Source organism: Salinisphaera japonica YTM-1 (assembly GCF_003788585.1).
GTDB lineage: Bacteria > Pseudomonadota > Gammaproteobacteria > Nevskiales > Salinisphaeraceae > Salinisphaera > Salinisphaera japonica.
This window is the reverse complement of sequence record NZ_AYKG01000034.1, coordinates 22989-48319: the sequence shown is the minus strand read 5'-3', so window position 1 is coordinate 48319 and position 25331 is coordinate 22989. Positions and strand designations below refer to the sequence as shown.

Annotated in this window: 25 protein-coding genes; 7 read left to right on the top strand and 18 right to left on the bottom strand. The window is 62.9% G+C overall.

Annotated features, from left to right (window positions below):
- The first annotated feature begins 264 nt into the window (after positions 1 to 264).
- On the top strand, positions 265 to 696 hold the full coding sequence (locus tag SAJA_RS10595; RefSeq protein WP_123658649.1) for a DUF3293 domain-containing protein: 432 nt from the start codon (positions 265 to 267) through the stop codon (positions 694 to 696).
- Here the strand turns inward: SAJA_RS10595 and SAJA_RS10590 are convergent, their stop codons facing one another.
- The 3 genes from SAJA_RS10590 to SAJA_RS10580 all read right to left on the bottom strand — a co-directional run bounded on the left by SAJA_RS10590 (position 697) and on the right by SAJA_RS10580 (position 1963).
- Positions 697 to 990, bottom strand: coding sequence for an Rdx family protein (locus SAJA_RS10590; protein WP_123658648.1), 294 nt, complete (start codon positions 988 to 990; stop codon positions 697 to 699). It abuts the gene before it with no gap.
- Positions 980 to 1420, bottom strand: coding sequence for an acyl-CoA thioesterase (locus SAJA_RS10585; RefSeq protein ID WP_123658647.1), 441 nt, complete (start codon positions 1418 to 1420; stop codon positions 980 to 982). Before SAJA_RS10585 ends, SAJA_RS10590 begins: the two co-directional genes overlap by 11 nt.
- Positions 1421 to 1513: 93 nt before the next feature.
- Complete coding sequence (locus tag SAJA_RS10580; protein ID WP_184999846.1) at positions 1514 to 1963, bottom strand: DUF3015 family protein; 450 nt, start codon at positions 1961 to 1963, stop codon at positions 1514 to 1516.
- Between the two features lie 208 nt (positions 1964 to 2171).
- On the opposite strand from SAJA_RS10580, the gene sufB reads away from it, so the two are divergent.
- From sufB to SAJA_RS10555, 5 genes are all read left to right on the top strand, one after another.
- On the top strand, positions 2172 to 3659 hold the full coding sequence (gene sufB, locus SAJA_RS10575; RefSeq protein ID WP_123658645.1) for a Fe-S cluster assembly protein SufB: 1488 nt from the start codon (positions 2172 to 2174) through the stop codon (positions 3657 to 3659).
- Between the two features lie 81 nt (positions 3660 to 3740).
- Positions 3741 to 4502, top strand: coding sequence for a Fe-S cluster assembly ATPase SufC (gene sufC / locus SAJA_RS10570; RefSeq protein ID WP_123658644.1), 762 nt, complete (start codon positions 3741 to 3743; stop codon positions 4500 to 4502).
- Positions 4499 to 5836 carry a Fe-S cluster assembly protein SufD gene (gene sufD / locus SAJA_RS10565; protein WP_123658643.1) on the top strand — a complete coding sequence of 446 codons (1338 nt, stop codon included), beginning with the start codon at positions 4499 to 4501 and terminating at the stop codon, positions 5834 to 5836. The genes sufC and sufD overlap by 4 nt, the downstream gene beginning before the upstream one ends.
- 18 nt (positions 5837 to 5854) lie before the next feature.
- A complete protein-coding gene (locus SAJA_RS10560) occupies positions 5855 to 7126 on the top strand; it encodes a cysteine desulfurase (protein ID WP_245963299.1) in 1272 nt (423 codons plus the stop codon).
- Positions 7127 to 7163: 37 nt separating this feature from the next.
- A complete protein-coding gene (locus SAJA_RS10555) occupies positions 7164 to 7484 on the top strand; it encodes a Rieske (2Fe-2S) protein (protein ID WP_123658642.1) in 321 nt (106 codons plus the stop codon).
- A 345-nt stretch (positions 7485 to 7829) separates the two neighbouring features.
- Here the strand turns inward: SAJA_RS10555 and recJ are convergent, their stop codons facing one another.
- The 8 genes from recJ to surE form a co-directional block, all read right to left on the bottom strand.
- Positions 7830 to 9545: a single-stranded-DNA-specific exonuclease RecJ gene (gene recJ, locus SAJA_RS10550; RefSeq protein ID WP_245963298.1), complete on the bottom strand. Its 1716-nt coding sequence runs from the start codon at positions 9543 to 9545 to the stop codon at positions 7830 to 7832.
- A 10-nt stretch (positions 9546 to 9555) separates the two neighbouring features.
- Positions 9556 to 10944 carry a threonine synthase gene (gene thrC / locus SAJA_RS10545; RefSeq protein ID WP_123658640.1) on the bottom strand — a complete coding sequence of 463 codons (1389 nt, stop codon included), beginning with the start codon at positions 10942 to 10944 and terminating at the stop codon, positions 9556 to 9558.
- On the bottom strand, positions 10945 to 12258 hold the full coding sequence (locus SAJA_RS10540) for a homoserine dehydrogenase (protein WP_123658726.1): 1314 nt from the start codon (positions 12256 to 12258) through the stop codon (positions 10945 to 10947). It lies immediately after the preceding gene.
- Between the two features lie 24 nt (positions 12259 to 12282).
- Complete coding sequence (alaC, locus tag SAJA_RS10535) at positions 12283 to 13491, bottom strand: alanine transaminase (protein WP_123658639.1); 1209 nt, start codon at positions 13489 to 13491, stop codon at positions 12283 to 12285.
- A 102-nt stretch (positions 13492 to 13593) separates the two neighbouring features.
- Positions 13594 to 14547, bottom strand: a complete 954-nt coding sequence (locus SAJA_RS10530) for a peptidoglycan DD-metalloendopeptidase family protein (protein WP_123658638.1) — start codon at positions 14545 to 14547, stop codon at positions 13594 to 13596.
- A gap of 24 nt (positions 14548 to 14571) precedes the next feature.
- The gene (locus tag SAJA_RS10525; RefSeq protein WP_123658637.1) at positions 14572 to 15147 is read right to left on the bottom strand and encodes a YqaA family protein; all 576 of its coding nucleotides are present in this window, start codon (positions 15145 to 15147) and stop codon (positions 14572 to 14574) included.
- A complete protein-coding gene (locus SAJA_RS10520; protein ID WP_123658725.1) occupies positions 15147 to 15782 on the bottom strand; it encodes a protein-L-isoaspartate(D-aspartate) O-methyltransferase in 636 nt (211 codons plus the stop codon). Before SAJA_RS10520 ends, SAJA_RS10525 begins: the two co-directional genes overlap by 1 nt.
- 41 nt (positions 15783 to 15823) lie before the next feature.
- A complete protein-coding gene (gene surE / locus SAJA_RS10515; RefSeq protein WP_123658636.1) occupies positions 15824 to 16573 on the bottom strand; it encodes a 5'/3'-nucleotidase SurE in 750 nt (249 codons plus the stop codon).
- A gap of 140 nt (positions 16574 to 16713) precedes the next feature.
- On the opposite strand from surE, the gene SAJA_RS10510 reads away from it, so the two are divergent.
- On the top strand, positions 16714 to 17298 hold the full coding sequence (locus SAJA_RS10510) for a Smr/MutS family protein (RefSeq protein WP_123658635.1): 585 nt from the start codon (positions 16714 to 16716) through the stop codon (positions 17296 to 17298).
- Positions 17299 to 17302: 4 nt separating this feature from the next.
- Here SAJA_RS10510 and truD read toward each other — a convergent pair whose 3' ends face one another.
- From truD to SAJA_RS10475, 7 genes are all read right to left on the bottom strand, one after another.
- Positions 17303 to 18379: a tRNA pseudouridine(13) synthase TruD gene (gene truD / locus SAJA_RS10505; RefSeq protein ID WP_123658634.1), complete on the bottom strand. Its 1077-nt coding sequence runs from the start codon at positions 18377 to 18379 to the stop codon at positions 17303 to 17305.
- Positions 18380 to 18598: 219 nt separating this feature from the next.
- Complete coding sequence (locus SAJA_RS10500; RefSeq protein WP_123658633.1) at positions 18599 to 19024, bottom strand: septum formation initiator family protein; 426 nt, start codon at positions 19022 to 19024, stop codon at positions 18599 to 18601.
- Positions 19025 to 19104: 80 nt separating this feature from the next.
- Positions 19105 to 20388, bottom strand: a complete 1284-nt coding sequence (gene eno, locus SAJA_RS10495) for a phosphopyruvate hydratase (RefSeq protein WP_123658632.1) — start codon at positions 20386 to 20388, stop codon at positions 19105 to 19107.
- An 85-nt stretch (positions 20389 to 20473) separates the two neighbouring features.
- Entirely contained in the window at positions 20474 to 21310 is an 837-nt protein-coding gene (kdsA, locus tag SAJA_RS10490; protein ID WP_123658631.1) for a 3-deoxy-8-phosphooctulonate synthase, read from the bottom strand.
- The gene (locus SAJA_RS10485) at positions 21310 to 22974 is read right to left on the bottom strand and encodes a CTP synthase (protein WP_123658630.1); all 1665 of its coding nucleotides are present in this window, start codon (positions 22972 to 22974) and stop codon (positions 21310 to 21312) included. The genes kdsA and SAJA_RS10485 overlap by 1 nt, the downstream gene beginning before the upstream one ends.
- Before the next feature lie 70 nt (positions 22975 to 23044).
- On the bottom strand, positions 23045 to 24337 hold the full coding sequence (tilS, locus tag SAJA_RS10480) for a tRNA lysidine(34) synthetase TilS (RefSeq protein WP_184999845.1): 1293 nt from the start codon (positions 24335 to 24337) through the stop codon (positions 23045 to 23047).
- Positions 24334 to 25305, bottom strand: a complete 972-nt coding sequence (locus tag SAJA_RS10475; RefSeq protein WP_123658628.1) for an acetyl-CoA carboxylase carboxyltransferase subunit alpha — start codon at positions 25303 to 25305, stop codon at positions 24334 to 24336. The genes tilS and SAJA_RS10475 overlap by 4 nt, the downstream gene beginning before the upstream one ends.
- Between the last annotated feature and the right edge of the window lie 26 nt (positions 25306 to 25331).

Here is a 25331-nt window from a genome sequence, read left to right as displayed (position 1 = left end):
CAAATGAGCGCAAATAACGTTCGATGTGGCATCGAAGCGGCGCGCGCCGTCCGAACGCGTGCGCGCTGCGCGTGGGTTATTTCGAAAGACGTCTTTCATGGGCCTTCATCGCAGACTTGATTCGCATGAATAGACGTGACCACTGTCGCCAGTAGTCTCTATTTGCGTTTTATTCGCGTTTATTTGCGGACCGCCATTCTCGAATCCCGATGATCTGCGAAGAACCTTTTTTATGTCGCAAATTCAGAAGAAAGGACCCTGCCATTGGCCTATTCGCACGACACGGACACGCCGCTGGCCCACGCGTTCGCGGCAACGATCTATCGCATCACGATGAACCCGGCAGTCGATCTATACGTGGATCACCCGGGCCCGGCCACGATCATCGAGTGGTGCCGGCGTGTTGCTGACGTACCCGGCGGCTGGATCATTACCGCCGATAATCCGGGCGCAAGCGCCCACTCGGCGATAGACAACCGCAGCCGCGGCGCTGCCCTGGACGCCGAACTTGCCAGCGCCGGCATCCCCGGCCTTGCAACCCGGCATATCGATCCCGCCGGACGATGGCCGGATGAATACGGGCAGCTGATCGCGACCGGCGACACCGCGTTCGTACAGGCGCTGGCTGCCCGCTTCGGACAGGCAGCGATCGTGTCCGTCGCGCCCGACCAATGCCGCCTGGTGTGGCTCGATTGATCAGCGATCACTGTGGCCAAGATCCTGATCCGGGGCGATGGCATCACGAATCATCTGCTTGACGGGCTTGGTTTCCGGAAAGCCCCCGGCCTCGCGCCGATCGTGCAGACAGACATCATTCAGCCAGATTTGAAACACCCCGGACTCGGCCGGGGCAATGGCGACTTCGTCAAGCGTGCCTTCAAAGGTCTGCAACAGCTCCTGGGCCATCCAGGCCGCGCGGGCCAGCCAGCGACAGCCCGGGCAGTAGCGGATAACGACACGACGCCGCGCCTGGCTCGTCTTATCCGTCATGGACGCGATAGGCCTCGGCGAACTCACGCGGCATGCGCCGCGGCCGCCCGTTCGATAACGTGATCGTCACGTACTGGGTGGCCGCACGAAAGATCGTTGCCCCGGTCAGATCGCGACGAATCTGAAAGCGTCGCCACATGGCAAGACGCTGGTCATTGGACTCGATCCAGGTCGCGATCCGAAGCGGCTGATCGATATGCGCAGCCGCCAGATAGTCGATCTCGTGCCGACGGACCACACAGGCCGCATCGAGCGCGCGATACGTCTCCCACGTCAGGCCCAGGGCTTCGGTATGCGCCCAGGCCGCGCGTTCCATGAAACGCAGATACGCGGCGTTATTGACATGATCGAGCCGGTCGATATCCGAGGCAGCGACCGTGACATCGATATGAAACGGTGCGATCACATCCCATTGATGGTTCACGGCCATGGGCAGGCGTCTCGTTGGCTTGATGAAACAGGCATGAAAAAGCCGGCGTCAGAAGCCGGCTTTTTGTCTGGCAACACTTGCGGTCCGGTTAGCTCAGCTCTGGGCGACGCGCTGTTGCGCGGCCATGTCGCTGGGCGCACCCATCACGTCGTAAAGACGGGTCAGGAATGCATCACCGGTGGCTTTACCCGAGAACAACACATCGTAGTTTGACTGCACGCGGGCCGCGAATGCCTGCTTGTCTTCGGCGCGCATCATGTACGCCAGCGCGTTCAGGTCTTCACCGTGACCGCGGGCGGCCTCGTTCTTGAGCATCGCATACTGCGAGTCGACGAATTTCCGACGCGCGTCGTGGTTCTGCGCGAACGCGCTGCGGCTGGCGTTCGTCGTGCCGTTGCTGGTCTGCTGGACCGCGTTGGTCGTGGCATCGGCGATACGTGCCGTGCCGTCGACGATCGTGTCCGAGGTGACGGTGATCTGCGAGCATCCGGTCATGGCCAGGCCGGCACCCAACACCAAACCGAAGCCTAGAAGATTACGCATCAGGTTCTCCCTGCGAATATTATTGTGAGCATCCATTAAAGCCTGACAGCACGTATAAACGCAAGATTGTTAGCACCTTGCTATGTCTTGAAATAGCAACATAGAAACCCACTATCATGTGCATCGAAAGTCGTCGATGTCGGGTGTACCGTCTTTCACGTTATACTTTCGTTTGCATCAACGATTTCAACCAACGATTCGAGTTGCTATGGCCGCACACGAACAAGATGTCGAACAACTGGTAGCCGAACGCGAGTATGAGGCCGGCTTTGTTACCGATCTCGAGTCGGATACGGTTGCCCCTGGTCTTGATGAAGACGTTATTCGGTTCATTTCCAGCAAGAAAGAAGAACCGCAGTGGATGCTTGACTGGCGCCTGGAGGCGTTCCGTCAGTGGAAGCAGATGAAGATGCCCAAGTGGCCACATCTGCACTACCCGCCGATCGACTTTCAGAAAATCTCTTACTACTCGGCGCCGAAATCGGCCGCCGACAAGCCCAAGAGCCTGGACGAGGTCGACCCGAAGCTGCTGGAAACCTACGAAAAGCTGGGTATCCCGCTGCGCGAGCAGGAAATGCTGGCCGGCGTGGAAGGCGCGCAGTATCCGACGTCCGGTAGCAATGTGGCGGTCGATGCCGTCTTTGACAGTGTATCGGTGGCCACCACGTTCAAGGACAAGCTGGCCGATGCCGGCGTGATCTTCTGCTCGATCTCGGAAGCGATCCGCGAGTATCCGGAACTGGTGAAAAAGCACTTGGGCACGGTTGTGCCGCGCGGTGACAACTTCTTCGCCGGCCTGAACTCGGCCGTGTTCACCGACGGCTCGTTCGTCTATATTCCGAAGGGCGTTCGCTGCCCGATGGAGCTGTCGACCTACTTCCGTATCAACGCGGAAAACACGGGCCAGTTCGAGCGCACGCTGATCGTGGCCGAAGAAGGCAGCCATGTCTCCTATCTGGAAGGCTGCACGGCACCGCAGCGCGACGAGAACCAGCTGCACGCCGCTGTCGTTGAGCTCGTGGCCGAAGATGACGCCGAGATCAAGTATTCGACGGTTCAAAACTGGTATCCGGGCGATGAGAACGGCAAGGGCGGCATCTATAACTTCGTGACCAAGCGAGGCGATTGCCGCGGCGACCGGTCCAAGATTTCCTGGACTCAGGTTGAAACCGGCTCGGCCATCACCTGGAAGTATCCGAGCTGTGTCTTGAACGGCGACAACTCGGTTGGCGAATTCTATTCGGTGGCCGTGACGCGCGGCATGCAGCAGGCCGATACCGGCACCAAGATGATCCACGTGGGCAAGAACACCAAGTCCACGATCATCGCCAAAGGTATTTCGGCCGCCCGCGGCGAACAGGCCTACCGCGGCCTGGTCAAGATTCTGCCGAGTGCCACAAACGCACGAAACTTCACCCAGTGCGATTCCCTGCTCATCGGCGACAAGTGCGGGGCGCATACATTCCCCTACGTCGAGTCCAAGAACAGCACCGCCAAACTTGAACACGAGGCCACCACCTCCAAGATTGGTGAAGACCAGATGTTCTATTGCCTGCAACGCGGGCTCTCGGAAGAGGACGCGGTCAGCCTGATCGTCAACGGCTTCTGCAAGGACGTGTTCAAGGAGCTCCCGATGGAGTTCGCCGTCGAGGCACAGAAGCTGCTGAACGTGACGCTGGAAAACGCCGTCGGCTGATCGCCGCCATTCATGCTCTTTTCGCCGGGCCCGCATCGCATTGATGCGGGCCTGTCTTAATTCAAACAGTCGATAACGAATATGATTTCAATCAAGAATCTGCACGCCGAGGTCGAAGGCAAACCCATCCTTCGCGGCGTCGATCTCGAGATTCCCGATGGCGAAGTACACGCCATCATGGGCCCCAACGGCTCGGGCAAATCGACGCTGGCCAGCATCCTGGCCGGGCGCGAAGAGTATGAAGTCACACAGGGCAGCGTGACCTACAAGGGTCAGGAACTGCTCGAGATGGATCCCGATGAGCGAGCCTGTGAAGGCGTGTTCCTGGGCTTCCAGTACCCGGTCGAGATTCCCGGTGTGTCCAATCTCTATCTCCTGCGCGCTGCGCTCAACGCGCGTCGCAAGTATCACGGCGAGCCCGAGATCGATGCCGTGGATTTCATGCAGATGGCCCAGGAGAAGATCGATCACGTCGGCATGAGCATGGAAATGGCCAAGCGTGGCGTCAACGAAGATTTCTCGGGCGGTGAGAAGAAACGCAACGAGATCTTCCAGATGCTCATGCTTGAGCCGAATCTCGCCATTCTCGACGAGACCGACTCCGGCTTGGATATCGACGCGCTGAAAGTGGTCTCCGACGGTATCAACCGTCTGCGCTCGCCTGAGCGTTCGGTCGTACTGGTCACCCACTACAAGCGTCTGCTCGAGCACTGTGTGCCCGACCGTATCCACGTCTTGTATCAGGGCCAGATCGTGCGTTCGGGCGGCCCCGAGCTGGCCGATACGCTCGAAGCCGAAGGCTATGCCAATCTCGAAACCGATGAGGCTGCCGCGACATCATGAGTGCTGCAGAACAAATCGATCCGAGCATCGATCACTATCTGGCAGAGTTCTCGCGCATCGAGCGTGACCTGCCGGGTAGCGACGATTCCAAGCGTGTCCGCTCGACCGAACTCAAGCGTTTCGCGGAAACGGGGTTCCCGACCGTTCGGGACGAGGAGTGGAAATACACCAGCCTCGCCGCCGTCGAAAAACGCCGGTTCGAGATCAACGATGAGTCGGCAGCGATCGACAAGAGCGCACTGGATGCGTTCATGCCCAAGGGCTTTGAAGCCCATCGCCTGGTCCTGGTCGACGGTTATTTCAATGCCGGGCTGTCCGATTTGAACGATCTGCCTGCCGGTGTGACCGTGCGCTCTTTCGCCGATCATCTGCGTGATAACGCCGGTGTCGGCGTCAAGGCACAGGAAGTCGACGACGAACCTGGCAGCCTTGCCGCGATGAACGCCGCTTTCTTTACCGACGGTGCCTACGTCGAGACGGCCTCGGGCGCAGTGCTGGAAAAACCGTTGCATATCATCTGTGTGTCCTCGGGCGCCCACGATGACCGCATGACGCAGGTGCGTCATCGCTATGTCTTTGGTGAAAACAGCCAGGCCACGATCGTCGAGCACGCGATCGGCTTGGGCGACAAGGCGTATTTCGCCAACGTCGTGACCGAAGCGGTCATGGGCCGCAACGCCCAGCTCAAGCGGGTGCGCCTGCAGGAAGAATCCGAGCGCGGCTATCACGTCTCGGCTTTTTTCGGCCAGCAGCGTCGCGATTCGCGGATTTTCAACCACGCCTTTGATCTGGGCGGGCGCTTGGCGCGTATAGACACCAACAGCCGGCTCGTGGATCAGAACGCCGAGGTGCATTTGAACGGCGTGTTCGTGCCGACCGGTCGTCAGCATATGGACAACCATACGATGATCGACCACGACACAGAGCACAGCATCTCTCGCGAGCAGTACAAGGGTGTATTGGCTGGCCATGGCCGCGGCGTGTTCAATGGCAAGATCCTGATTCGCAAGGACGCCCAGAAGACGGATTCCGATCTTTCGGTCGACGCCCTGCTGCTTTCGGACAAGGCTGAAGTCGATGCCAAGCCGGAACTGGAAATCTATGCCGACGACGTGACCGCCGGTCACGGCTCGACCGTGGGCCAGTTGGACGAAGACGCGGTGTTCTATTTGAAGAGCCGCGGGATCAGCGAGGAAGGCGCACGCGCCGTTCTGACCTACAGCTTCGCCAATGCACTGGTCGAGCAGCTCGGCATCGCCCCGATCGAACGTTATGTCGAGGCGACGTTGTTGAAGAAGTTGCCGGGCGGCGAGGCCTTCGCCGATCTGGCGTAAACCAATCGGAGACAGACCATGTCGCAAGTGACAATGCCCAATCGAGAAGACACGGCCGCGCCCCGCCCTGCGTTTGACGCAGAACGCGCCGCCCGGGATTTCCCGATTCTCGCCGAGGCCTTACCTTCCGGCAAGCGACTGGTCTATCTCGATAACGCCGCCACGACGCAAAAGCCGACGGCCGTGCTCGAGGCAAGCGACGCCTACTATCGACACGCCAATGCCAACGTGCACCGGGCGATTCATACCCTGTCGCAGCGGGCAACGGCCCAGTATGAAGGCGCACGCGACAAGCTGGCCGCTTTCCTGAACGCCGGCTCTCGCGATGAGATCGTGTTTACACGAGGCACCACCGACGGCATCAATCTCGTGGCTCAGTGTTATGCACGCCCGCGTCTGGCCGAGGGCGACGAGATTCTAGTGACCGAGCTGGAGCACCACTCCAATATCGTGCCCTGGCAGATGATCGCCGAAACCACGGGCGCCAAAATCGTGGTCGTGCCCCTGGGCGACGACGGCAGCGTATCGCTGGACGACTTCAAGGCCAAGCTGTCTGATCGAACCAAAATCGCCGCGTTCGCGCATATCTCCAACTCGTTGGGGACCGTGCTGCCGATCGCCGATATGATCGCCGCGGCCCACCAGGCCGGTGCGGTGACGTTGATCGACGGCGCCCAGGCAGTGGCCCATGCCCGCGTGGACGTGCAGGCGTTGGACGCCGACTTCTATGTCATGTCCTCGCACAAGCTGTTCGGGCCGACCGGGTTCGGCGCGTTGTATGGCAAGCGCGCACTTCTGGAGGCCATGCCGCCGTATCAGGGTGGCGGTGACATGATCGAGCGGGTCTCGTTTTCAGGGACCACCTATAACGAGATCCCTTACAAGTTCGAGGCCGGCACGCCCAATATCGCCGGCGCGGCCGCACTCGGCGCCGCCGTGGACTATGTCGAGCAGTTCGATATGGCCGAAGTCTTTGCCTATGAGCATGCCCTGCTGGCGCGTGCCACCGAGGCGATGGAGGCCATCGACGGCCTGCGTATCATCGGCACTGCGCCGGGCAAGGCGGGTATCATCTCGTTCGTGATGGACGGCGTGCACGCCCACGATATCGGCACGCTTCTGGATGAGTCGGGCATCGCGATTCGCACGGGTCATCACTGTGCCATGCCGGTGATGGAGCGTTTCGAGGTGCCAGCCACGGCGCGCGTCTCGTTTGCGCTCTACAACACCCAGGCCGACGTCGATGCATTGATCGACGGCCTGGGCAGCATCCAACGTATCTTCGGCTGATCGCAACAGCGCGATTCGATTAAGACAAGGAAACCGTATGACCGATTGGACCAAAGTCTGCGACGACGGCGAACTCAAGGATGGCCAGTGCCGTATCGTCGATGTCGACGACACGATGATCGCCGTGTTCTACAAGGACGGTGAATATCACGCCATCCAGGATATGTGCACGCATGACGGCGGCGAGCTGGCAAGCGGTGACGTTGAGGGCAACGAGGTGATCTGCCCGCGTCACGGCGCACGGTTCTGTATCAAGAACGGCAAGGCCCTATCGGCGCCGGCTTATGAGGACGTCGAAACCTTTCCGACCCGTGTCGAGAACGGCACGGTCGAAGTTCGCGACGACCGCTTCGACTAGCCGCTCATCAAACGCAGCGAACAAAAGCGACGTCGGCCGCCGGCGTCGCTTTTTTAATGGGCACTACAGCACTCGCCTGTTTTACCGAGCCGTCAGGTGATCCGCCGGGAATTAACGCGTGCTGCGCGCGATCGAGCAGATGCATTCAGCCCGGCGGCCCGGCAAGAAGTCATGGAAGTTCAGCCAGTCAAAGCACCCTCTCCAGTATACAGCGCAGCGGGCCGTCGTCCCCGAAGCGATCATTCAGCCGTCAACCCGCCGTCCCGCCAATTCCACATCTGCGCAATCTGCGTCATCTGCGGATAAAAAAAGAATAGGACGGTTGTTTGCGACGACGGCCGACGTTCAAACGCTCTGGCCATACTCGACCACCAGATCGAGCTTTTCCTCGCCGCGAAACTCATTGACCGAGAGCTTGTAGACCAGGCGATGCCCGATGGTTTCATCCAGTAGCGTGTCGTGATTGAACCAGATCCCATCGATTGTCGCCCCGCCGGTGGCCGGCATGAGCTTGAGCTTGAGGTGATGCTCGCCGACGATGCGCTGCGACACGACATGGAAGACACCGTGAAAGAGCGGCGCATCGAAACCCGCGCCCCAGGGCCCGGCTTCGCGCAGGCGCTTGGCCGTGGCCAGGGTGAGATCATGCGCAGCCAGCTCGCCGTCGGTATGAAAAGCCTGTGAAGCCAGCTCTGGTGTCAGGACGGCCCGCACCGCCGTATCGAAGGCTTCGATGAACGCAGGAAACGCGCTATAAGATAGCGTCAGGCCGGCCGCCTGGGCATGGCCGCCGAATCGTGTGATCAAACCTGGTTGGCTGGCCTGAACCGCTGCCAGCACGTCACGAATATGAACCCCCGGTATCGAGCGCGCCGAGCCCTTCAACTCGCCACCGGCACCCGGGGCAAAAGCCACCACCGGCCGATGACGCTGCTCGCGAATCTTCGAGGCGATCAGGCCCACGATCCCTTCGTGCCAATCCTTGCCGTGCACCACGATCCCGTCGCGCGATATGCCGTCGGCGTGCATGGCCGCCAGCGCGGCCTCGGCATCAGCGACCATGCGCCGCTGGCTGCGCCGCCGGTCACGGTTGATGCTCGATAGCTGCTCGGCTGCCTGTTGGGCCGGGCCGCTCTCGACGGCGCGCAGGCAATTCACGCCCAGCGTCATGTCGTCCAGCCGGCCGGCCGCGTTGATTCGGGGCCCGATGACAAACCCGATATCCTCGGGGCTGAGTTTACGCCAGTCACGCCCGGCCGCCTCGGCCAGCGCGTTGATACCCGGCCGGCCCCGACCGGCTCGAATACGCCGCAGGCCCTGGCTGACCAGCGTTCGGTTGACGTGATCCAGTGCCACGACATCGGCCACCGTGCCCACCGCGACCAGATCGAGATAGCTCGATAACGAGGCCAGCCCCGTGGTGCCGGTCGCGGCCAGGCGGGCCCGCAAGGCCGCCATCACGTAGAAGATCACGCCCACACCGGCCAGGCGCTTGGAGACAAACCGACACCCGGGCTGGTTCGGGTTCACGATGGCCTCGGCCGGGGGCAGCGTCTCGCCAGGCAAATGATGATCGGTGATGACCACCTGCCAGCCGGCGGCACGCGCGGCCTCTACCCCGGCAACGGCCGCAATGCCGTTGTCGACCGTAAGCAGAACATCGCCCGGGCCGGGTGCGGGCATCGCGGATACAACGAGCGGCGACAGCCCGTACCCGTGCGTTGCCCGCTGTGGCATGAAGAAATCCACGCGGGCGCCGAAGCTCGACAGGGCTTCGCAGGCCAGCGTGGTGCTTGTCGCGCCGTCGGCATCGAAATCACCCACGACGTGAATCGCCCGCTGCCGCGCCACGGCCTTTGCCAGAACATCCACCGCGGCCTCGATACCGGCCAGATCCGAGTAATCGGGCAGGCCGGCCAGACCGTAATCCAGCTCGGCCATGTCACACACGCCGCGTGCCGCATAGATCCGTTGCAGCAGCGGATGCCCGAGTGCGACAAGCGCGCCCGGATCACCGACCAGCCGGCGCTCGACGATACGCGAGGCCGTGGGGCTATCCACGCCGGGCGTGTCAGTGGCGATGACGGGCGACGAAAGCCTGTACCGTGGCCAGATCCGCATCGAGCACGTCGTAGTGCTCGTCCTTGGCCATCAGGTCGTGCATGGCCTCGGGCAGCGGCACCCCGTCGAAGCCTGCCCGCTTGATGGCGGCCTCGAACTTGGCCGGATGCGCCGTGGCCAGCGTGATCATCGGCGTTGTGGTATCCGTGCGGGCCACGTTGGCCGCGCGATAGCCACAGGCGGTGTGCGGGTCCAGCAGCTGACCGGTATGGGCCTGAGCCTCGCGGATGACCTCGAGAATGGTCTCGTCGTCCACGCGATGACTGGCGAACACGTCGCGCAGGCGGGCCAGCGGCGTGTCATCGATCTCGGCCCGGCCCTGGCCGAAGGCCTCAAGCAGGTCAGCCACGGCGTGGCTATCGCGTTCGTAGGCCTCGAACAGCAGGCGTTCGAAGTTGGACGAGACCACGATATCCATCGACGGCGCCAGCGTGGCTTCTAGAGCCCGACGCGAGAAATCGTTGTCGGCGATCGTACGGTGCAGGATGTCGTTGGCGTTGGTCGCGATCACGAACTGCTTGACCGGCAGGCCCATGCGCTTGGCCATGTAACCGGCATACAGATTGCCGAAATTGGCCGAGGGCACCGTGAAGGCTACCTCGCGATGCGGCGCACCGAGAGCCACCCCGGCCGCCACGTAATAGACAATCTGGGCCATGATACGGGCCCAGTTGATTGAGTTGACCGCGATCAGGCGTGTGCCTTCCAGAAACGCCTGATCGGCGAAGCTGGCCTTGACCATCGCCTGGGCATCGTCGAAATCCCCCTTGATGGCGATGTTGTGCACGTTGGGCGCATCGACCGTGGTCATCTGGCGTCGTTGCACCTCAGACACGCGCTCGTGCGGGTGCAGGATGAAGATATCCAGGTTTTCGCAGGGCTTGCAGCCCTCGATGGCCGCGGAGCCGGTATCGCCCGAGGTGGCGCCCATGATCACACCCTGCTCGCCCTTGGCGCCCAGGAAATGATCGAGCAGCCGGCCAAGCAGCTGTAGCGCGATGTCCTTGAAGGCCAGCGTCGGCCCGTGGAACAGCTCCAACAGATGGTGGTTATGGGACAGCTGAACCAGCGGCACCACGGCATCGTGGTTGAACGCGGTGTAGGTCTCGTGAACGATACGCCGAAACGTTTCATCGTCGATGGCATCGCCCACGAACGGGCGCATCACGCGATACGCGATTTCGGTATAGGGCAGCCCCGCCATCTCGGCGAGCTCGGCGTGGCTGAACTGCGGAATCGTCTCCGGCACGTACAGGCCGCCGTCCGGGGCCAGCCCGGTGAGCACGACGTCTTCGAACTCAATGGCCGGTGCAGTGCCGCGCGTGCTGATATAACGCATCTAGTCCTCGAACTCGGCCACGCGATAATGCACCACGCCGTCGCGCGTGGTCGGCAGCGCCACGATATGTGACAGCGCGTCCATGAGCGTGGCCTCTTTCGCGGTCTTGGTCACGATGATGATGCGTGCATCCTCGTCATCCCGCGGCGGGTCTTTTTGCAAAATCGCCTCGATGCCGATCGCGCGCTCGGCCAGAATCCGTGTGACCTCGGCCATAACGCCCGTCTGATCGGCCACCTGCACGCGGAAATAATGCCCGCAGACAAAGTCTTCGGAGCCAAGCACCGGTTCGGCGGTGATCTGATCCGGCTGGAAGGCCAGATGTGGCACGCGCCCGGCCGGGTCCACGCTCATCATGCGCGCGGTATCGATCATGTCCGCCACCACGGACGAGGCCGTGGGCCCGGCGCCGGCGCCGGCACCGTAATAAGCCGTGGCCCCCACGGCATCGCCGTAGACCATGATGGCGTTCTTCTCGCCCTCGACGTTGGCCAGCAGCGCGCGCTCGGAGACCAGCGTGGGATGCACACGCATGGAAACACCCTCGGGCTGACGCTGGGCGATGCCCAGATGCTTGACCCGATATCCCAGCTCGGCGGCGTATTCGATATCGTCGGCCGAGATCCGTCGGATACCGTCGGTCACGATCTTGTCGAATGACAACGGGATACCGAAGGCGATGCTGCCGATGATGGCCAGCTTGTGGGCCGCATCGATGCCCTCGACGTCAAAGGTCGGATCGGCCTCGGCGAAACCACGGGCCTGGGCATCGGCCAGGGCTTCATCGAAAGAGACATCCTCGAAGTTCATCTGCGACAGGATGAAGTTGCCCGTGCCGTTGATGATGCCGGCCACCCATTCGATACGGTTGGCGGCCAGCGATTCACGGATCGCCTTGATGATCGGGATACCGCCGGCGACAGCCGCTTCGAACGAAACCACCACGCCGGCCGCATCGGCTGCCGCGAATATCTCGTTGCCGTGTAGGGCTATGAGATGCTTGTTGGCCGTGACCACATGCTTGCCGTTGGCGATCGCGGCCATGACCAGATCATAGGCTTCGGTTTCACCGCCGATCAGCTCCAGCACCACGTCGATCTCGGGATCGGTGACGATTGAGTGGCAATCGGTTCCCAGATCGATATCGGCCGTGGCGCATTCGCGCGGAGCCTCCAGATTCCGTACGGCCGCCCGCGTGACACGAATCTCACGCCCGGCACGCCGGGCAATTTCGTCGCCGTTACGCGCCAGAAGATTGACCACACCGGCACCCACGGTGCCGAGGCCGAGCACGCCGACCTTGACCGCATCCATCATCGTCACTCTGCCTTTGTTGGTTTATGCCGCGACGAGACCGTCGCGTTTGAACATCCGTTTGATGTTACGCAGCGCCTGACGCGTGCGCTGATCGTTCTCGATCAGGCCGAAGCGCACATGTGTATCGCCGTATTCGCCAAAGCCGATACCGGGCGAGACCGCCACGTGAGCATCGGCCAACAGCTTCTTGGTGAACTCCAGAGAGCCCATCTCTTGATAAAACGCCGGGATCTCGGCCCAGACGAACATCGTGGCCTTGGGCGGCGTGACCGCCCAGCCGATATCGTTCAGACCGCGACACAGAATATCGCGGCGCTCGCGATAAAGCTCGCGGATATCGTCCACGCACTCCTGCGGGCCGTTCAAGGCCGCGATGGCGGCCACCTGTACCGGCGTGAACATGCCGTAGTCCAGATAGGATTTCATGCGCCCGAGAGCGGCGATCAGCTCGGGGTTGCCACACATGAACCCCACGCGCCAGCCCGGCATGTTGTAGCTCTTGGACAGCGTGAAACACTCCACGGCCACATCCTTGGCGCCCTCGACCTGCAGGATCGAGGGGGCTTCATAGCCGTCGAAGACCAGATCGGCATAAGCCAGATCCTGCACGATCCACAGATCGTATTCCTTGGCCAGCGCCACCATGCGCTCGAAGAACGCCAGATCCACGCCCTGGGTCGTCGGGTTGGAGGGGAAATTGAGCAGCAGCATCTTCGGCCGCGGCCAGCTTTCCTTGATCGCTTTCTCGCACTCGGCGAAGAAATCGGTATCGGGCATGGCCCGCACATGACGAACGTCCGCCCCGGCGATCACCGCCCCATAAGTGTGGATCGGATAGGCCGGGTTGGGCACGAGCACCTGATCGCCGTGCTCGAGAATCGCCAGCATCAGATGCGCCAGGCCTTCCTTCGAGCCCATGGTCACGATGGCCTCGGTGTCCGGGGCGAGCGTCACGTCAAAACGCCGGGCATACCAGTCGGTAATCGCCTTGCGCAGCCGGGGCACGCCCTTGGACACCGAATAACGATGTGTATCGCCGCGCTGGGCGGTTTCGGTCAGCTTGTCCACGATATGCGTGGGTGTCGGCTGATCCGGATTGCCCATGCCGAAATCGATGATGTCTTCGCCACGCGCTCGCGCGTCCTGCTTGAGGTCGTTGATGATCGCGAACACGTACGGCGGCAGCCGGTTGATACGTGCGAAGTTGGATTTCGACGAGATGGTGGCCATGACGACTCAAGGGATTTCAGCCGAACACAACACGACGAGAACACGCCGTGCAACGAATCCGCGAGTCTGCCAGATTCGGGCATCCGGCACTAGGTTGTCGCATCAACGCTTGGGCAGCCGGTCCTCGGGATCGATCGGTTTGCCGTCGCGCCGGATTTCGAAATGCAGCAAGGGCTTGTTGCCCGGGCCAAGGCCCATTTCAGCGATCTGCTGGCCCGCGGCTACTGTTTCACCCTGGCTCACTCGGCTGTCGCGCACGAAACCGTAGGCCGACAGATAGTGAGTGTCGTGCTTGATGATGATCAGCTGGCCGTAGCCTTTCAGGCCCGTGCCGTTATAGACCACCGTGCCGCTGGAGGCCGCATAGATCGCGCTGCCCGAGTTGCCGGTGATTTCGATGCCGCGGCCGCGTTCCTCATCGCCGTAGCTGCGATACAGGCTGCCGGTCGCCGGCCATTGCCAGCCGTCTTCGGACGGGCCGCCGGCCTTGATTGTCGATTGGTCGCTGGCGCTCTGATCCGTGGCCTGGGCGATTTCGCTGGACCGTGCGGCCTGCTCATCACGGCTTTCCTCGACCGAGCTGGTGGCGGGCGTCGATACGTCGGCGCCGGCAGACGGCGCCGGCGGCTCGGTCGACTCGGATGGATCCACACGCGGCGCCTGACCGGGCGGCGTGGTGTCTCCACGGCGTGCCGGCCGCGGTGGCGCTGGTTGCGGCGCCGGCGATGTCCGGCTCGCCCGCCGCGGTGCGCTGGGTTCGACCGGCCGACCCCGCGATGAGGCGTCACCGGATTCGAAACGGGCATAGTCGATCGGCGGGAACGGCTTCAAATAGAGCGTCTGGCCGACCGAAAGCCGATAAGGCGCATCGATGCGGTTCCAGCGCGCCAGCTCATGCCAGTCGACGTTGAAGCGCTGGGCGATTTCGGAGAGCGTATCGCCGCGGGCCACGGTGTAGGTATCGGCGCGCATCGCGCGGTCGACCGAACAGGCCGAGACACTTGCGGCCAGTGCCAGACCGATCGCCCACGTGCTGCAAAGACGCCCTGGATTCATGTCTTGTCTCCGCCGGAGTCCAGTTCAAAATAGCCGTATGGCGAGGTACACGATGATCGCCAACGCCACGAAGCTCCACCCGATCCAGTCCAGATACTTCAAAAATCGCTGCTCGAAAACCGGCCCCACCGCGCGGACCAGGCCGGCGACGATGAAAAACCGTAGCGCCCGCCCCACCGCCGAGGCCAACAGGAACACCAGGATCGGCATCGACAGCGCGCCGGCGGCGATCGTGAACAGCTTATAGGGGACCGGAGAGACACCGGCCAACAACACGGCCCAGAAGCCGTAATCCACGAACCAGTGACGCACCGTATCGTAACGGGCGGCGTAACCCAGCTCCGACAACCACGGCAAGAGCTGGTCGATGAAGAACAGGCCGATCAGATAGCCCAACGCCCCGCCGGCCACCGAAAACAGGGTCGCAATCGCGGCATATCGCCAGGCCCGCTCCGGCCGGGCCAGCGTCATCGGGGCCAGCAGCACATCACACGGAATCGGAAAGAACGAGCTTTCGATGAACGACAGGCCGGCCAGCCAGCGCGGGGCCGTGCGATGCGCGGCCCGGGCCACGGTCCAGCGATACAGACGTTGCCACATCAGCGGTCATTCTCGATCAGGGGTACGAAACTCACGGCGTCGAGAAACTCCTTGGAAAAATGATCGCCCTGGCGGCGCACCACCACCAGCCGCTGGCCGCCCGACTCGCCCACGGGCACGATCATGCGCCCGCCCTCGGCCAGCTGTTCGCACAGCGTCTCCGGCAGCTGGGCCGCACCACAGGTCACGATGATCACGTCGAACGGGCCGTAGTTGGGCAGGCCCAGCACGCCGGACGATGCCAGGCGTGCCCGCACGTTGCGATAGCCCAGATCGGCAAGACGCCGACGCACCAGGTTATGCAGCGGCTCGACCCGCTCGACTGTGTATACCTCGTCTACCAGCTCGGCCAGCACGGCCGCCTGATAGCCGCTGCCGGTACCGATCTCAAGAATCTTGCCCGGCAAGCCATAAGCCAGAACGAGCGTGGTCATCTGGGCCACGACATACGGCTGCGAGATAGTCTGGCCGTAGCCGATCGGCAGCGCCGTATCGTCGTAGGCCCGGCTGCTCATCGCCTCGTCGACGAACCGATGCCGCGGCACGCGGCCCATGGCCTCCAGCACGCGGATATCGGTGATGCCGAGTGCTTCCAGGCGATCAAGCAGACGGGCCCGGCTGCGCGCGCTGGCCATGCCATAACCGCGGACATGCGGATGCTTGTCGAACGTATCGCTCACAGACCGTCGAGCCAGCCGGTCAGCGGCTCGAGGCTGGCATGACGGGTCAGATCGATCTGCAAGGGCGTGATCGAGACGAAACCCTGGGCCACGGCATGAAAATCCGTGCCCGGCCCGGCATCGGCCTCGCCGCCGGCCGGGCCGATCCAGTACAGCCGACGCCCGCGCGGATCCCGGTCTTCAATGAGCCGCTCGGCGCGATGCCGATTGCCCAGGCGCGTGGCTCGAAAGCCAGCCAGCTCGGCCTCGGGAACATCCGGCACATTGACATTGAGAATCGTGTCGTTGGGCAGCGGATGACGCCGTATCCACTCGAACAGACGCGCGGTGACGGCACCGGCCGTATCGAAATGCGTGAAGGTCTCGCCAGTCAGCGAGACCGCGATCGCCGGCAGGCCCAGCGAGCGGCCCTCCGTCGCTGCGGCCACGGTGCCGGAATACAGCACGTCGTCGCCCATGTTCGCCCCGGCGTTGATGCCGGAGATGACCATATCGGCCTCGCGATCCAGCAGGCCAGTGGTGGCCAGATGCACGCAGTCGGTGGGCGTGCCATCAACGCTGAACACGCCTTCAGCAACGTCCTGAACCCGTAACGGCCGATCCAGCGTGAGCGAATTGGACGCCCCGCTGCGGTTACGGTCCGGGGCGATCGTGATGACATCGTCGCAGACCGCGGTGATCGCGGTGCGCAGCGCGGCCAGGCCGGGCGCATGACAGCCGTCATCATTGCTCAGCAATAAACGCATGTTCTCTTTTCGCTGGGGTCAGTGAGGCGTGCAGGCACGCAAGTACCCGGTTAGCATAACGTACCGACCGCTGCTTTGGCCGGCTCGTGTGGCCAGGCCCGCGGCGCAACCCGTGTTCGAGGCACAGGACGAGAAAGGCTGTGACGAAATCTCGCAACAAACCCCGACATCGCCCGGCCCGGAATACCCTGTCCGACGACGAGAGCGCCGTGTTTCGCGATGCCGTCGGCGCGGTGGCAACGGTCACGACCAATCGCAAACGCCGCCCGGAAAAGACGTTGCCCTCGACGCAGCCGATTATGCGCGAAGCCGACGAAGCCGCGGTGATGGCCGAGCTGCTCGACGATGCCCCGCCCGATCCGGATATCGAAACCGGCGATGATCTGGTGCACCGTCAGGAGGGTATCCAGCACGGCGTGGTGCGACGACTGAGGCGCGGGCATTATCGTTGCCAGGCAGAAATCGATCTGCACGGCATGGTGGTGGACGTCGCCAGACACTGCCTGGGTGTGTTCCTGCACGATGCCCTGGACAACGGTTATCGCTGCGTGCGTATCGTCCACGGCAAGGGGCTGCGCTCGGGCCATCGCGGGCCGGTTCTCAAGAACAAGGTGGCCGGCTGGCTGTCACGCCGTGAGGAGGTGCTGGCCTTCGTCTCGGCGCGCCCGGTCGATGGCGGCACCGGCGCGCTCTATGTTCTGCTGAAGAAACAAAAACCGTCCTAGCCCGCTATCTGATACGCATGGCATCGACGAAATCACCCAGCTCGCGCAGCACGCTGGTGGCAAAGGCTCCCGCCGGCAGCCCGAACGATACGATCAGATCATCACCGGCACGGGCGAGCCGGAAATCATCGACGGCCAAAACCAGTGAGCGTCGTTCCGCATCCACCCGAGCAGCCACGAGCCCGTCGATCAGATCCGGATAGGCCTGGCCTACCGCTTGCTCATGATCGGCGGCTGGTGATTCGGGCACGACCGCTCGGGGGCCGAGCTGGCCCGGCATCGGCCCGGTCGGGGCGATATCCCGGCTGGCCACGCGCTCGGCCAGCGCCTGCGCGGTTTCATCGGTCGTGTTGCCGGCGAACACGCTGTTGGTACCGGCCAGCATGAAAACATCGCCGGCCAGCGCGCGGGCCCAGGTGCCACCCGCCACGCGGGCGGCCAACACTTGGTTGAACAGGAACGAGCGTGCGGCGGAGAGCGCGATACTGCGCTTGTTACGTGGCAGGCGTTTACCGGCAAACACCTGACGGGCCATCTCGACGTTCGTGCCCTGGCGACCAAAGCGTTGTTCACCGAAATAGTTGGGCACACCCTGGCTGGCGATACGCGTTGCCAGCGCGGTCAACGATTCGCCGTCGTCGACGGCCTCGGGATAGGTGATGTCACGCAGCCGGATAGAGAATCGGTTGGCCGTGTGGGCCCCGCGCTTGAGCTTGCGCCCGTGGCGTCGTGCGGCATGCACGATCAGGTCATCGGCCACCGTCCATGTGGGTAGTTCGGCCTTGATCGGCCACGGCAATGACAGCCACTGATAGGTGCGGGCATGGCGATCCTTGAGCCCGGCGAAACCGATCTGGCGTGCGGCCACACCGCAGTCGCCGGCGATACGTTCGATCGCCTGATGCGTGGTCAGGCCGGTCTTCTCGATCCAGAGCCAGAGATGCTCACCCGCATCGTCCAGCGGATGCACAAAAACTTCCTCGACTCTGAAATCAGCCGACTCGACGCGATAGCGCCCGGCCATGGCCGGTACCGTCACGCGCGGCAGATCAGCGACATCGACGACGATGGGCTCGGGCATCCGAAAAACTCTCTTGGGTGGGGGCCCGTATCAGCGGACCTCTGGATCGTATGCGAGATTCAGTCGCCGCTGGGCGACGGACATCTCGTGCGCAAATAGACGCAGACAAGGCAATACAAAGATACGTCAAACGCCAACCCACCGGTCGTTGAGCGCTAGCTCAGTTTGGTGTCTGACAGAAAACGACCACGGCCGTGTCGTTCTGAGCTATGCCTTAAATCAGTCGTCGTCGGTCGGCGAGCGTTTGCGGGCGGGTTGGGCCGATGAACCGGTTTCGTCCGGGACGGTCAGGAAGAACGTCTCGCCCGACTTGACCATGCCCATTTCTTCTCGGGCCCGGGCCTCGGCCGCCCCGTCGCCTGCCTTGAGATCATCGACCTCGGCCTGCATGGCATCGTTTCGGGAACGTGCCTTGGCGTTGGCTTGGGCCAGCGCGTCACGCCGCATTTCGATGCGATGACGCTCGGCATAGCTGCCCTCGCCGACCCATAGGCGGTACTGCAGCCCCAGAAACACCAGGATCAACAGAACCAGTGCAACCCGAAACAACAGCCGACGATCGATCAGCGGCGCCGACTGTGTCTTGGCGGGCTGGCTTGAATCGGCTTCTCGCTTGCCACGATCCGGGCCGCCATCTCTCACCATGTATCACACGCGGCACGCGGGCCCGGCCATGGTGGCGACAGCGGCAACACGAATCGTTTCTCAAGCATCGCGTAGGCCGCTTAGACCGTGACGTTGAACGCCTTTTTACCCGGATAGACCGCGCGCGAACCCAGCTCGGCCTCGATCATGAGCAGGCGGTTGTACTTGGCCGTACGATCAGAGCGCGACAGCGAGCCGGTCTTGATCTGCGTGGCCGCCGTGGCCACGGCCAGATCGGCGATCGTGGCATCCTCGGTCTCGCCCGAGCGATGCGAAACCACGGCCGTGTAGTCGGCGCGGGTGGCCACATCGATCGCACGCAGCGTTTCCGTGAGCGTGCCGATCTGATTGGGCTTGATGAGAATCGAGTTGGCGATGCCCTGCTCGATGCCACGTTGCAGAATACGGGTGTTGGTCACGAACAGATCGTCACCGACCAGTTGGATCTTGTCGCCCAGACGCTCGGTCAGCAGCGCCCAACCGTCCCAATCGTCCTCGGCCATGCCGTCTTCGATGGTGATGATCGGGTACTGATCGACGAGCCCGGCCAGATATTCCACGAAACCCTTGGCGTCGTAGTCCTTGTTCTCACCGGCCAGACGATAGGTGCCGTTGTCGTAGAACTCGGTGCTGGCGGCATCAATGCCCAGAAACACCTCTTCGCCCGGCTTGTAGCCGGCACGCTCGATCGCCTCGACCAGTGTCTCCAGCGCGGCCGCGTTCGACGGCAGATCCGGGGCAAAGCCGCCCTCGTCGCCCACCGCAGTGGACATGCCGCGCTCGCCCAACAGCTTTTTCAGGTGCTGGAAGATCTCGGCGCCACACCGCAGGGCATCAGAGAACGTGCTCATGCCGGCCGGCACGATCATGAACTCCTGGATATCCACGTTGTTCGAGGCATGCTCGCCGCCGTTGATGACGTTCATCATCGGCACCGGCAGCTGCACGGCATCGTCGTGGCTGAGAAACGCGTGCAGCCCCTTGTTGGCATCGTTGGCCGCCGCATGGGCCGCGGCAAGCGAGACACCCAGCAGCGCATTGGCCCCCAGACGTGCCTTGTTGTCCGTGCCGTCCAGATCGATGAGCATCTTGTCGAGGCCCGCCTGGTCGTCGGCCTCGAAGCCCTTGATTTTCTTTGCGATCTCGCCGTTGACGTTGGCGACCGCACGGGTCACGCCCTTGCCGAGGAAACGGGTCGGTTCGTTATCGCGCAGCTCGACGGCTTCCAGGCTGCCGGTCGAGGCGCCCGAGGGCACCATGGCCGTGCCGGTCGCACCGCTGTCTAGCTCGATGCGTACGGCAACCGTGGGGTTACCGCGTGAGTCGATGACCTGATAACCGCGTGTACTGGAGATCTTGGACATAGGCTACAAAGACTTGAATCGTTGATAAAAACAGGCAAAAAGCTCGCCAGTCAGGCAAGCCTTTCAATCAGTCGCGATATCTGAGTTATTTCAGACTATCCTCAAGGAACGGCCGCTTTTTCACCACTGTATCAAGTGCGACGAGTGTTTCGACGAACTCTCGCATATGCGACAGCGGCAATGCGTTCGGGCCGTCGCAAAGCGCGGCCTCCGGATTCGGATGGGTTTCGGCGAACACGCCGGATACGCCCGCAGCCACGGCACTGCGCGCGAGCACGCCGATATGCTCGCGCGCCCCGCCCGACGCATGGCCGAGGCCACCGGGCAGCTGAACCGAATGCGTGGCGTCGAAGATCACCGGCGCCCCGGTGGCCCGCATGAGCGCCAGGCCGCGCATATCGACAACAAGATTGTTGTAGCCGAAGGAAAATCCGCGCTCGCAGACCATCACCGAATCATTGCCGGCCTCGCGTGCCTTGGCCACCACGCCCGACATTTCGCCCGGCGACAGGAACTGCCCTTTCTTGATATTGACCGGCACGCCGGCTGCGGCCACGGCCTGAATGAAGTCTGTCTGGCGACACAGAAACGCTGGCGTCTGGATCAGATCGACGACATCGGCCACGGGTGCGGCCTGGGCTTCGACGTGAACATCGGTGGTCACCGGCACGCCGATCTGTTTTTTCACCTCGGCCAGGGTGGCCAAGCCTTCATCGATACCCGGCCCGCGATAGCTCGCGTGCGAGCTGCGATTGGCCTTGTCGAACGAGCCCTTGAAGACATAGCCGATGCCCAGTTCGCGACAGATTTCGGCCACGTGCCCGGCCACGTCGAGGGCCAACTCACGAGATTCCAGGCTGTCCGGTCCGGCGATCAGGCACATGGGCTGATCGAGGCCCACTTCGAAATCCGCGATCCGCATCAGACGCTCGCCTCGCCACGGCGTGCCTGGCTGAACGCCCGGGCCGCGGCGATGAAGCCCATGAACAACGGATGGCCGGCGCGCGGCGTGGAGGTGAACTCCGGATGGAACTGACACCCGAGGAACCACGGGTGATCAGCGATCTCCACGATCTCCACCAGATCATCCTCGGCCGAGTAGCCCGAAAACGTCAGCCCGGCCTCGGCCAGGCGGTCGCGATAATGGTTGTTGAACTCGTAGCGATGCCGATGCCGCTCGTGGATCTCATCAGCCGCGTAACAACGGTGGGCCAGCGTATCCGGCGCCACGATGCAGCGCTGCTCGCCCAGGCGCATGGTGCCGCCCAGATCGGCGTTCTCATCGCGGATCTGGCGCATACCGCCGGCATCCATCCATTCGGTGACCAGCGCGATGATCGGATCGACCGCATCGGGGGCGAATTCGGTACTGTGGGCACCGGACAGGCCGGCCACATCGCGGGCATAGTCGATACAGGCGACCTGCATGCCCAGACATATGCCGAAATACGGCACGCCGTGGGTACGCGCATAGCGTGCGGCTGCGATCTTGCCCTCGATGCCGCGCTCGCCGAAGCCGCCAGGTACAAGGATGGCATCCACGTCTGAAAGCGCGCGTTCGGGCTCGCGGGCAACGCTTTCTGAATCGACATAGTCAATATCGACGCGGGTGGCCGTATGCAGTCCGGCATGAGACAGCGCTTCGTTGACCGATTTGTAAGCATCGGCCAGGTCGACGTACTTGCCGACCATGGCCACGCGCACGGTCACATCCTGACCGATACGGGCATCCACCAGGGCCGCCCAGTTGGACAGATCCGCCTCGGGGGCCTCGATGCCGAAATGGCCGATGACCAGATCATCCAGATGCTGGCGCTGCAACAGGCTCGGCATCTTGTAGATATCGTCGACGTCCTGGGCCGCGATGACCGAGCGATCGTGCACGTTGGTGAACAGCGCGATCTTGCGGCGCTCGTTCTCCGGCAGCGGCCGGTCCGTGCGACAGACCAGGATATCGGGCTGGATGCCGATCGAGCGCAGCTCCTTGACCGAGTGCTGCGTGGGCTTGGTCTTCATTTCCTGGCTGGAGGGGATATAAGGCACGAGCGTGAGGTGCATGAACAGCACCCGGTCATGGCCCAGTTCCACGGCGAATTGCCGGATGGCCTCCAGAAACGGCAGGGATTCGATATCGCCGACCGTGCCGCCGATCTCGACCAGACAGATATCCGCGCCTTCACCGCCTTCGAGGATACAGCGCTTGATCTCGTCGGTGATGTGCGGGATGACCTGCACCGTGCCACCCAGGTAATCGCCGCGGCGTTCCTTGTTGATGACGTTGTTGTAGATCTGGCCGGTGGTGAAGTTCGACAGGCGCGACGTACGGGTTTTCAGAAACCGCTCGTAATGGCCCAGATCCAGATCCGTTTCCGCGCCGTCGCGGGTCACATAGACCTCGCCGTGCTGGAACGGGCTCATGGTGCCGGCATCCACGTTGAGATACGGGTCGAGCTTGATCACCGAGACCGACAGCCCCCGTGCCTCGAGCAGCGCGCCGAGCGAGGCCGCGGCAATGCCTTTGCCTAGCGAGGAGACAACCCCGCCGGTGACGAAAATATAACGAGTGCCGTTGGCGTGCCCTGACATGCGCGCGATCGATCTACGGGGTGGCGTGCTGCGCATGCTAGCCCAAAGCCGTTGGGCGAACAACGCGAAATTAGTCGCCTGTCAGTCCGGGCCGCCACCCGATACGAGCTAGAACGCCGGCCAGCGCATCGGACAGCCCGGGCGCGATCCAGCGATCGGCCACGGCCACGAGACGATCCCCCTGATAGATCAACGGCAGCCGCGCGCGAATCCAGGGCGGAATTCGTCGCTGCTGGCAAAAATCCTTGAGCGGCTGGCTGTGCCCGTCGCCGCGGATCAGCCGTTCGCCGCCGCGACGAAAGCCAACGATCAGATCGTGGTCATCGACGGTTTTGCCGGCGACAACGAGCCGGCCGGCATCGCCGGGCAGGACGAGTTCGCTCCGGGCCGACCAGGCAAGACGCGTGGCCGGATCCGGCGGCGCGCCCAGCGCGGCCATCAAGAACAACTGGCCGTCGAAACGCCGGATATCGTGATCAGCCACGCGTACCCGGGGGCTGTTGTGCTCTCGACAGAACAAAAGCCGCTCGATCTCATCGAGCCGGGCCGGGTCGGGCAATGAGACGCCACGCGCGCGACACCAGGCCAGCAGGGTCTCGCGGCGCCGCGGCGATGACAGCGCGGCCAAAACAGCAATCGACAATCGATCATCGGCCACCCGCGCGGCAGCCAGATCGATCGCGGCCAGCTGATCCAGCGCCTCGCGGGCCTCGCTGGCGCGTTCGCCAACGCGCGAGAGCATGCGCGCCGCGGCCGGCCAGCCGGCGAGCAGCGCCGGCCAGATCTCGGCGTCCAGATAGCCGCGATCACGCGCCGGATCATGGTTGCTGGGATCATCGACCCAGGCCAGGCCGGCTGTTTCAGCGTGGGCCGCAATATCGGCCGCAGCGATCGTCAGCCAGGGCCGCCAATGGCGCCCGGCGCCCAGCGCGCGCCAGGCCGGCATGCCGGCCAGGCCGCGCACCCCGGCTCCGCGCAATGCCTGAATCAGAACCGTCTGGGCCTGATCTTCGGCGTGGTGGGCAGTGACAAGGACATCATCAGCGTTCAGCCAATCGCCGATCGCGCCGTAGCGTGCCGCGCGGGCACCGGCTTCGAGCCCGGCAGCATGCACATCGACCGCCACATCAAACCGCTTGAACGCGATGCCATAGGCCCGGGCACACTCGGCACAGAACGCTGCCCAATCCGCGGCCGCCGTTTCCAGGCCGTGACAAACGTGCAGCGCAAGCACGCGCCGAGGTTCAAAGATCTGACAACAGACATGCAGCAACGTGGCCGAATCACGCCCGCCGCTGAACCCGACGACAACGCGCCTAGCGTCGTCCGGCAGCGCACGAAGCGCCGCCGCCAGATCGGTCACCCGGTCGTCTTGAAATCGCCGAAGGCCATCCATCGCTGGTAGCGGGTTTCCAGCAGCTCGTCGATCGACATGGCGCGTAGTCGGGCCAGCTCGTCGACCAAGCGCTCCTTGAAGTGCGCCATGAGACCGGCGGGGTCACGATGGGCGCCGCCGAGTGGTTCCTTGAGCACCTCATCCACCAGCTTCAAGCGTTCGAGATCCACCGAGGAAACCTTCATTGCCTCGGCCGCTTCTTCAGCCTTGGCTGCGGATTTCCAAAGGATCGAGGCACAACCCTCGGGCGAGATCACGGAGTAGATGCTGTATTGCATCATCAGCAGCACGTCGCCCACGCCGATGGCCAGCGCCCCGCCCGAGCCGCCTTCGCCGACCACGGTACAGATCACCGGTACGCGCAGCTTGGCCATTTCGAACAGGTTGCGCGCGATGGCCTCGGACTGGTTGCGCTCCTCGGCGCCGATGCCGGGATAGGCGCCCGGCGTGTCGATGAAGGTGATGACCGGCAGGTTGAAGCGCTCGGCGGTCTTCATCAGGCGCAGCGCCTTGCGATACCCCTCGGGGCGTGGCATGCCGAAGTTGCGATGGATCTTTTCTTTGGTATCCCGGCCTTTCTGGTGGCCGATGATCATCACCGGCTCGCCGGCCAGGCGGCCCACCCCGCCGATGATGGCGGCATCATCGGCATAGGCACGATCACCGTGCATCTCCACGAACTCATCGATCATGCCGTCGATGTAATCCTGGGTATACGGGCGCAGCGGGTGGCGCGCCATCTGAGCGACCTGCCAGGTCGACAGCTTGGAGAAGATCTGCTCGGTCAGGCCACGGCGCTTGTCCTCCAGGCGCTGGACCTCTTCCGAGAGATTGACCTCACTGCCGTCGGCGACGAAACGCAGTTCCTCGATCTTCTCCTGAAGTTCGGCGATCGGCTGTTCGAAATCGAGATAATCGAGGTTTTTCTGCGCCATCGGTATCAGCGGTTGTTGCGTGAGTG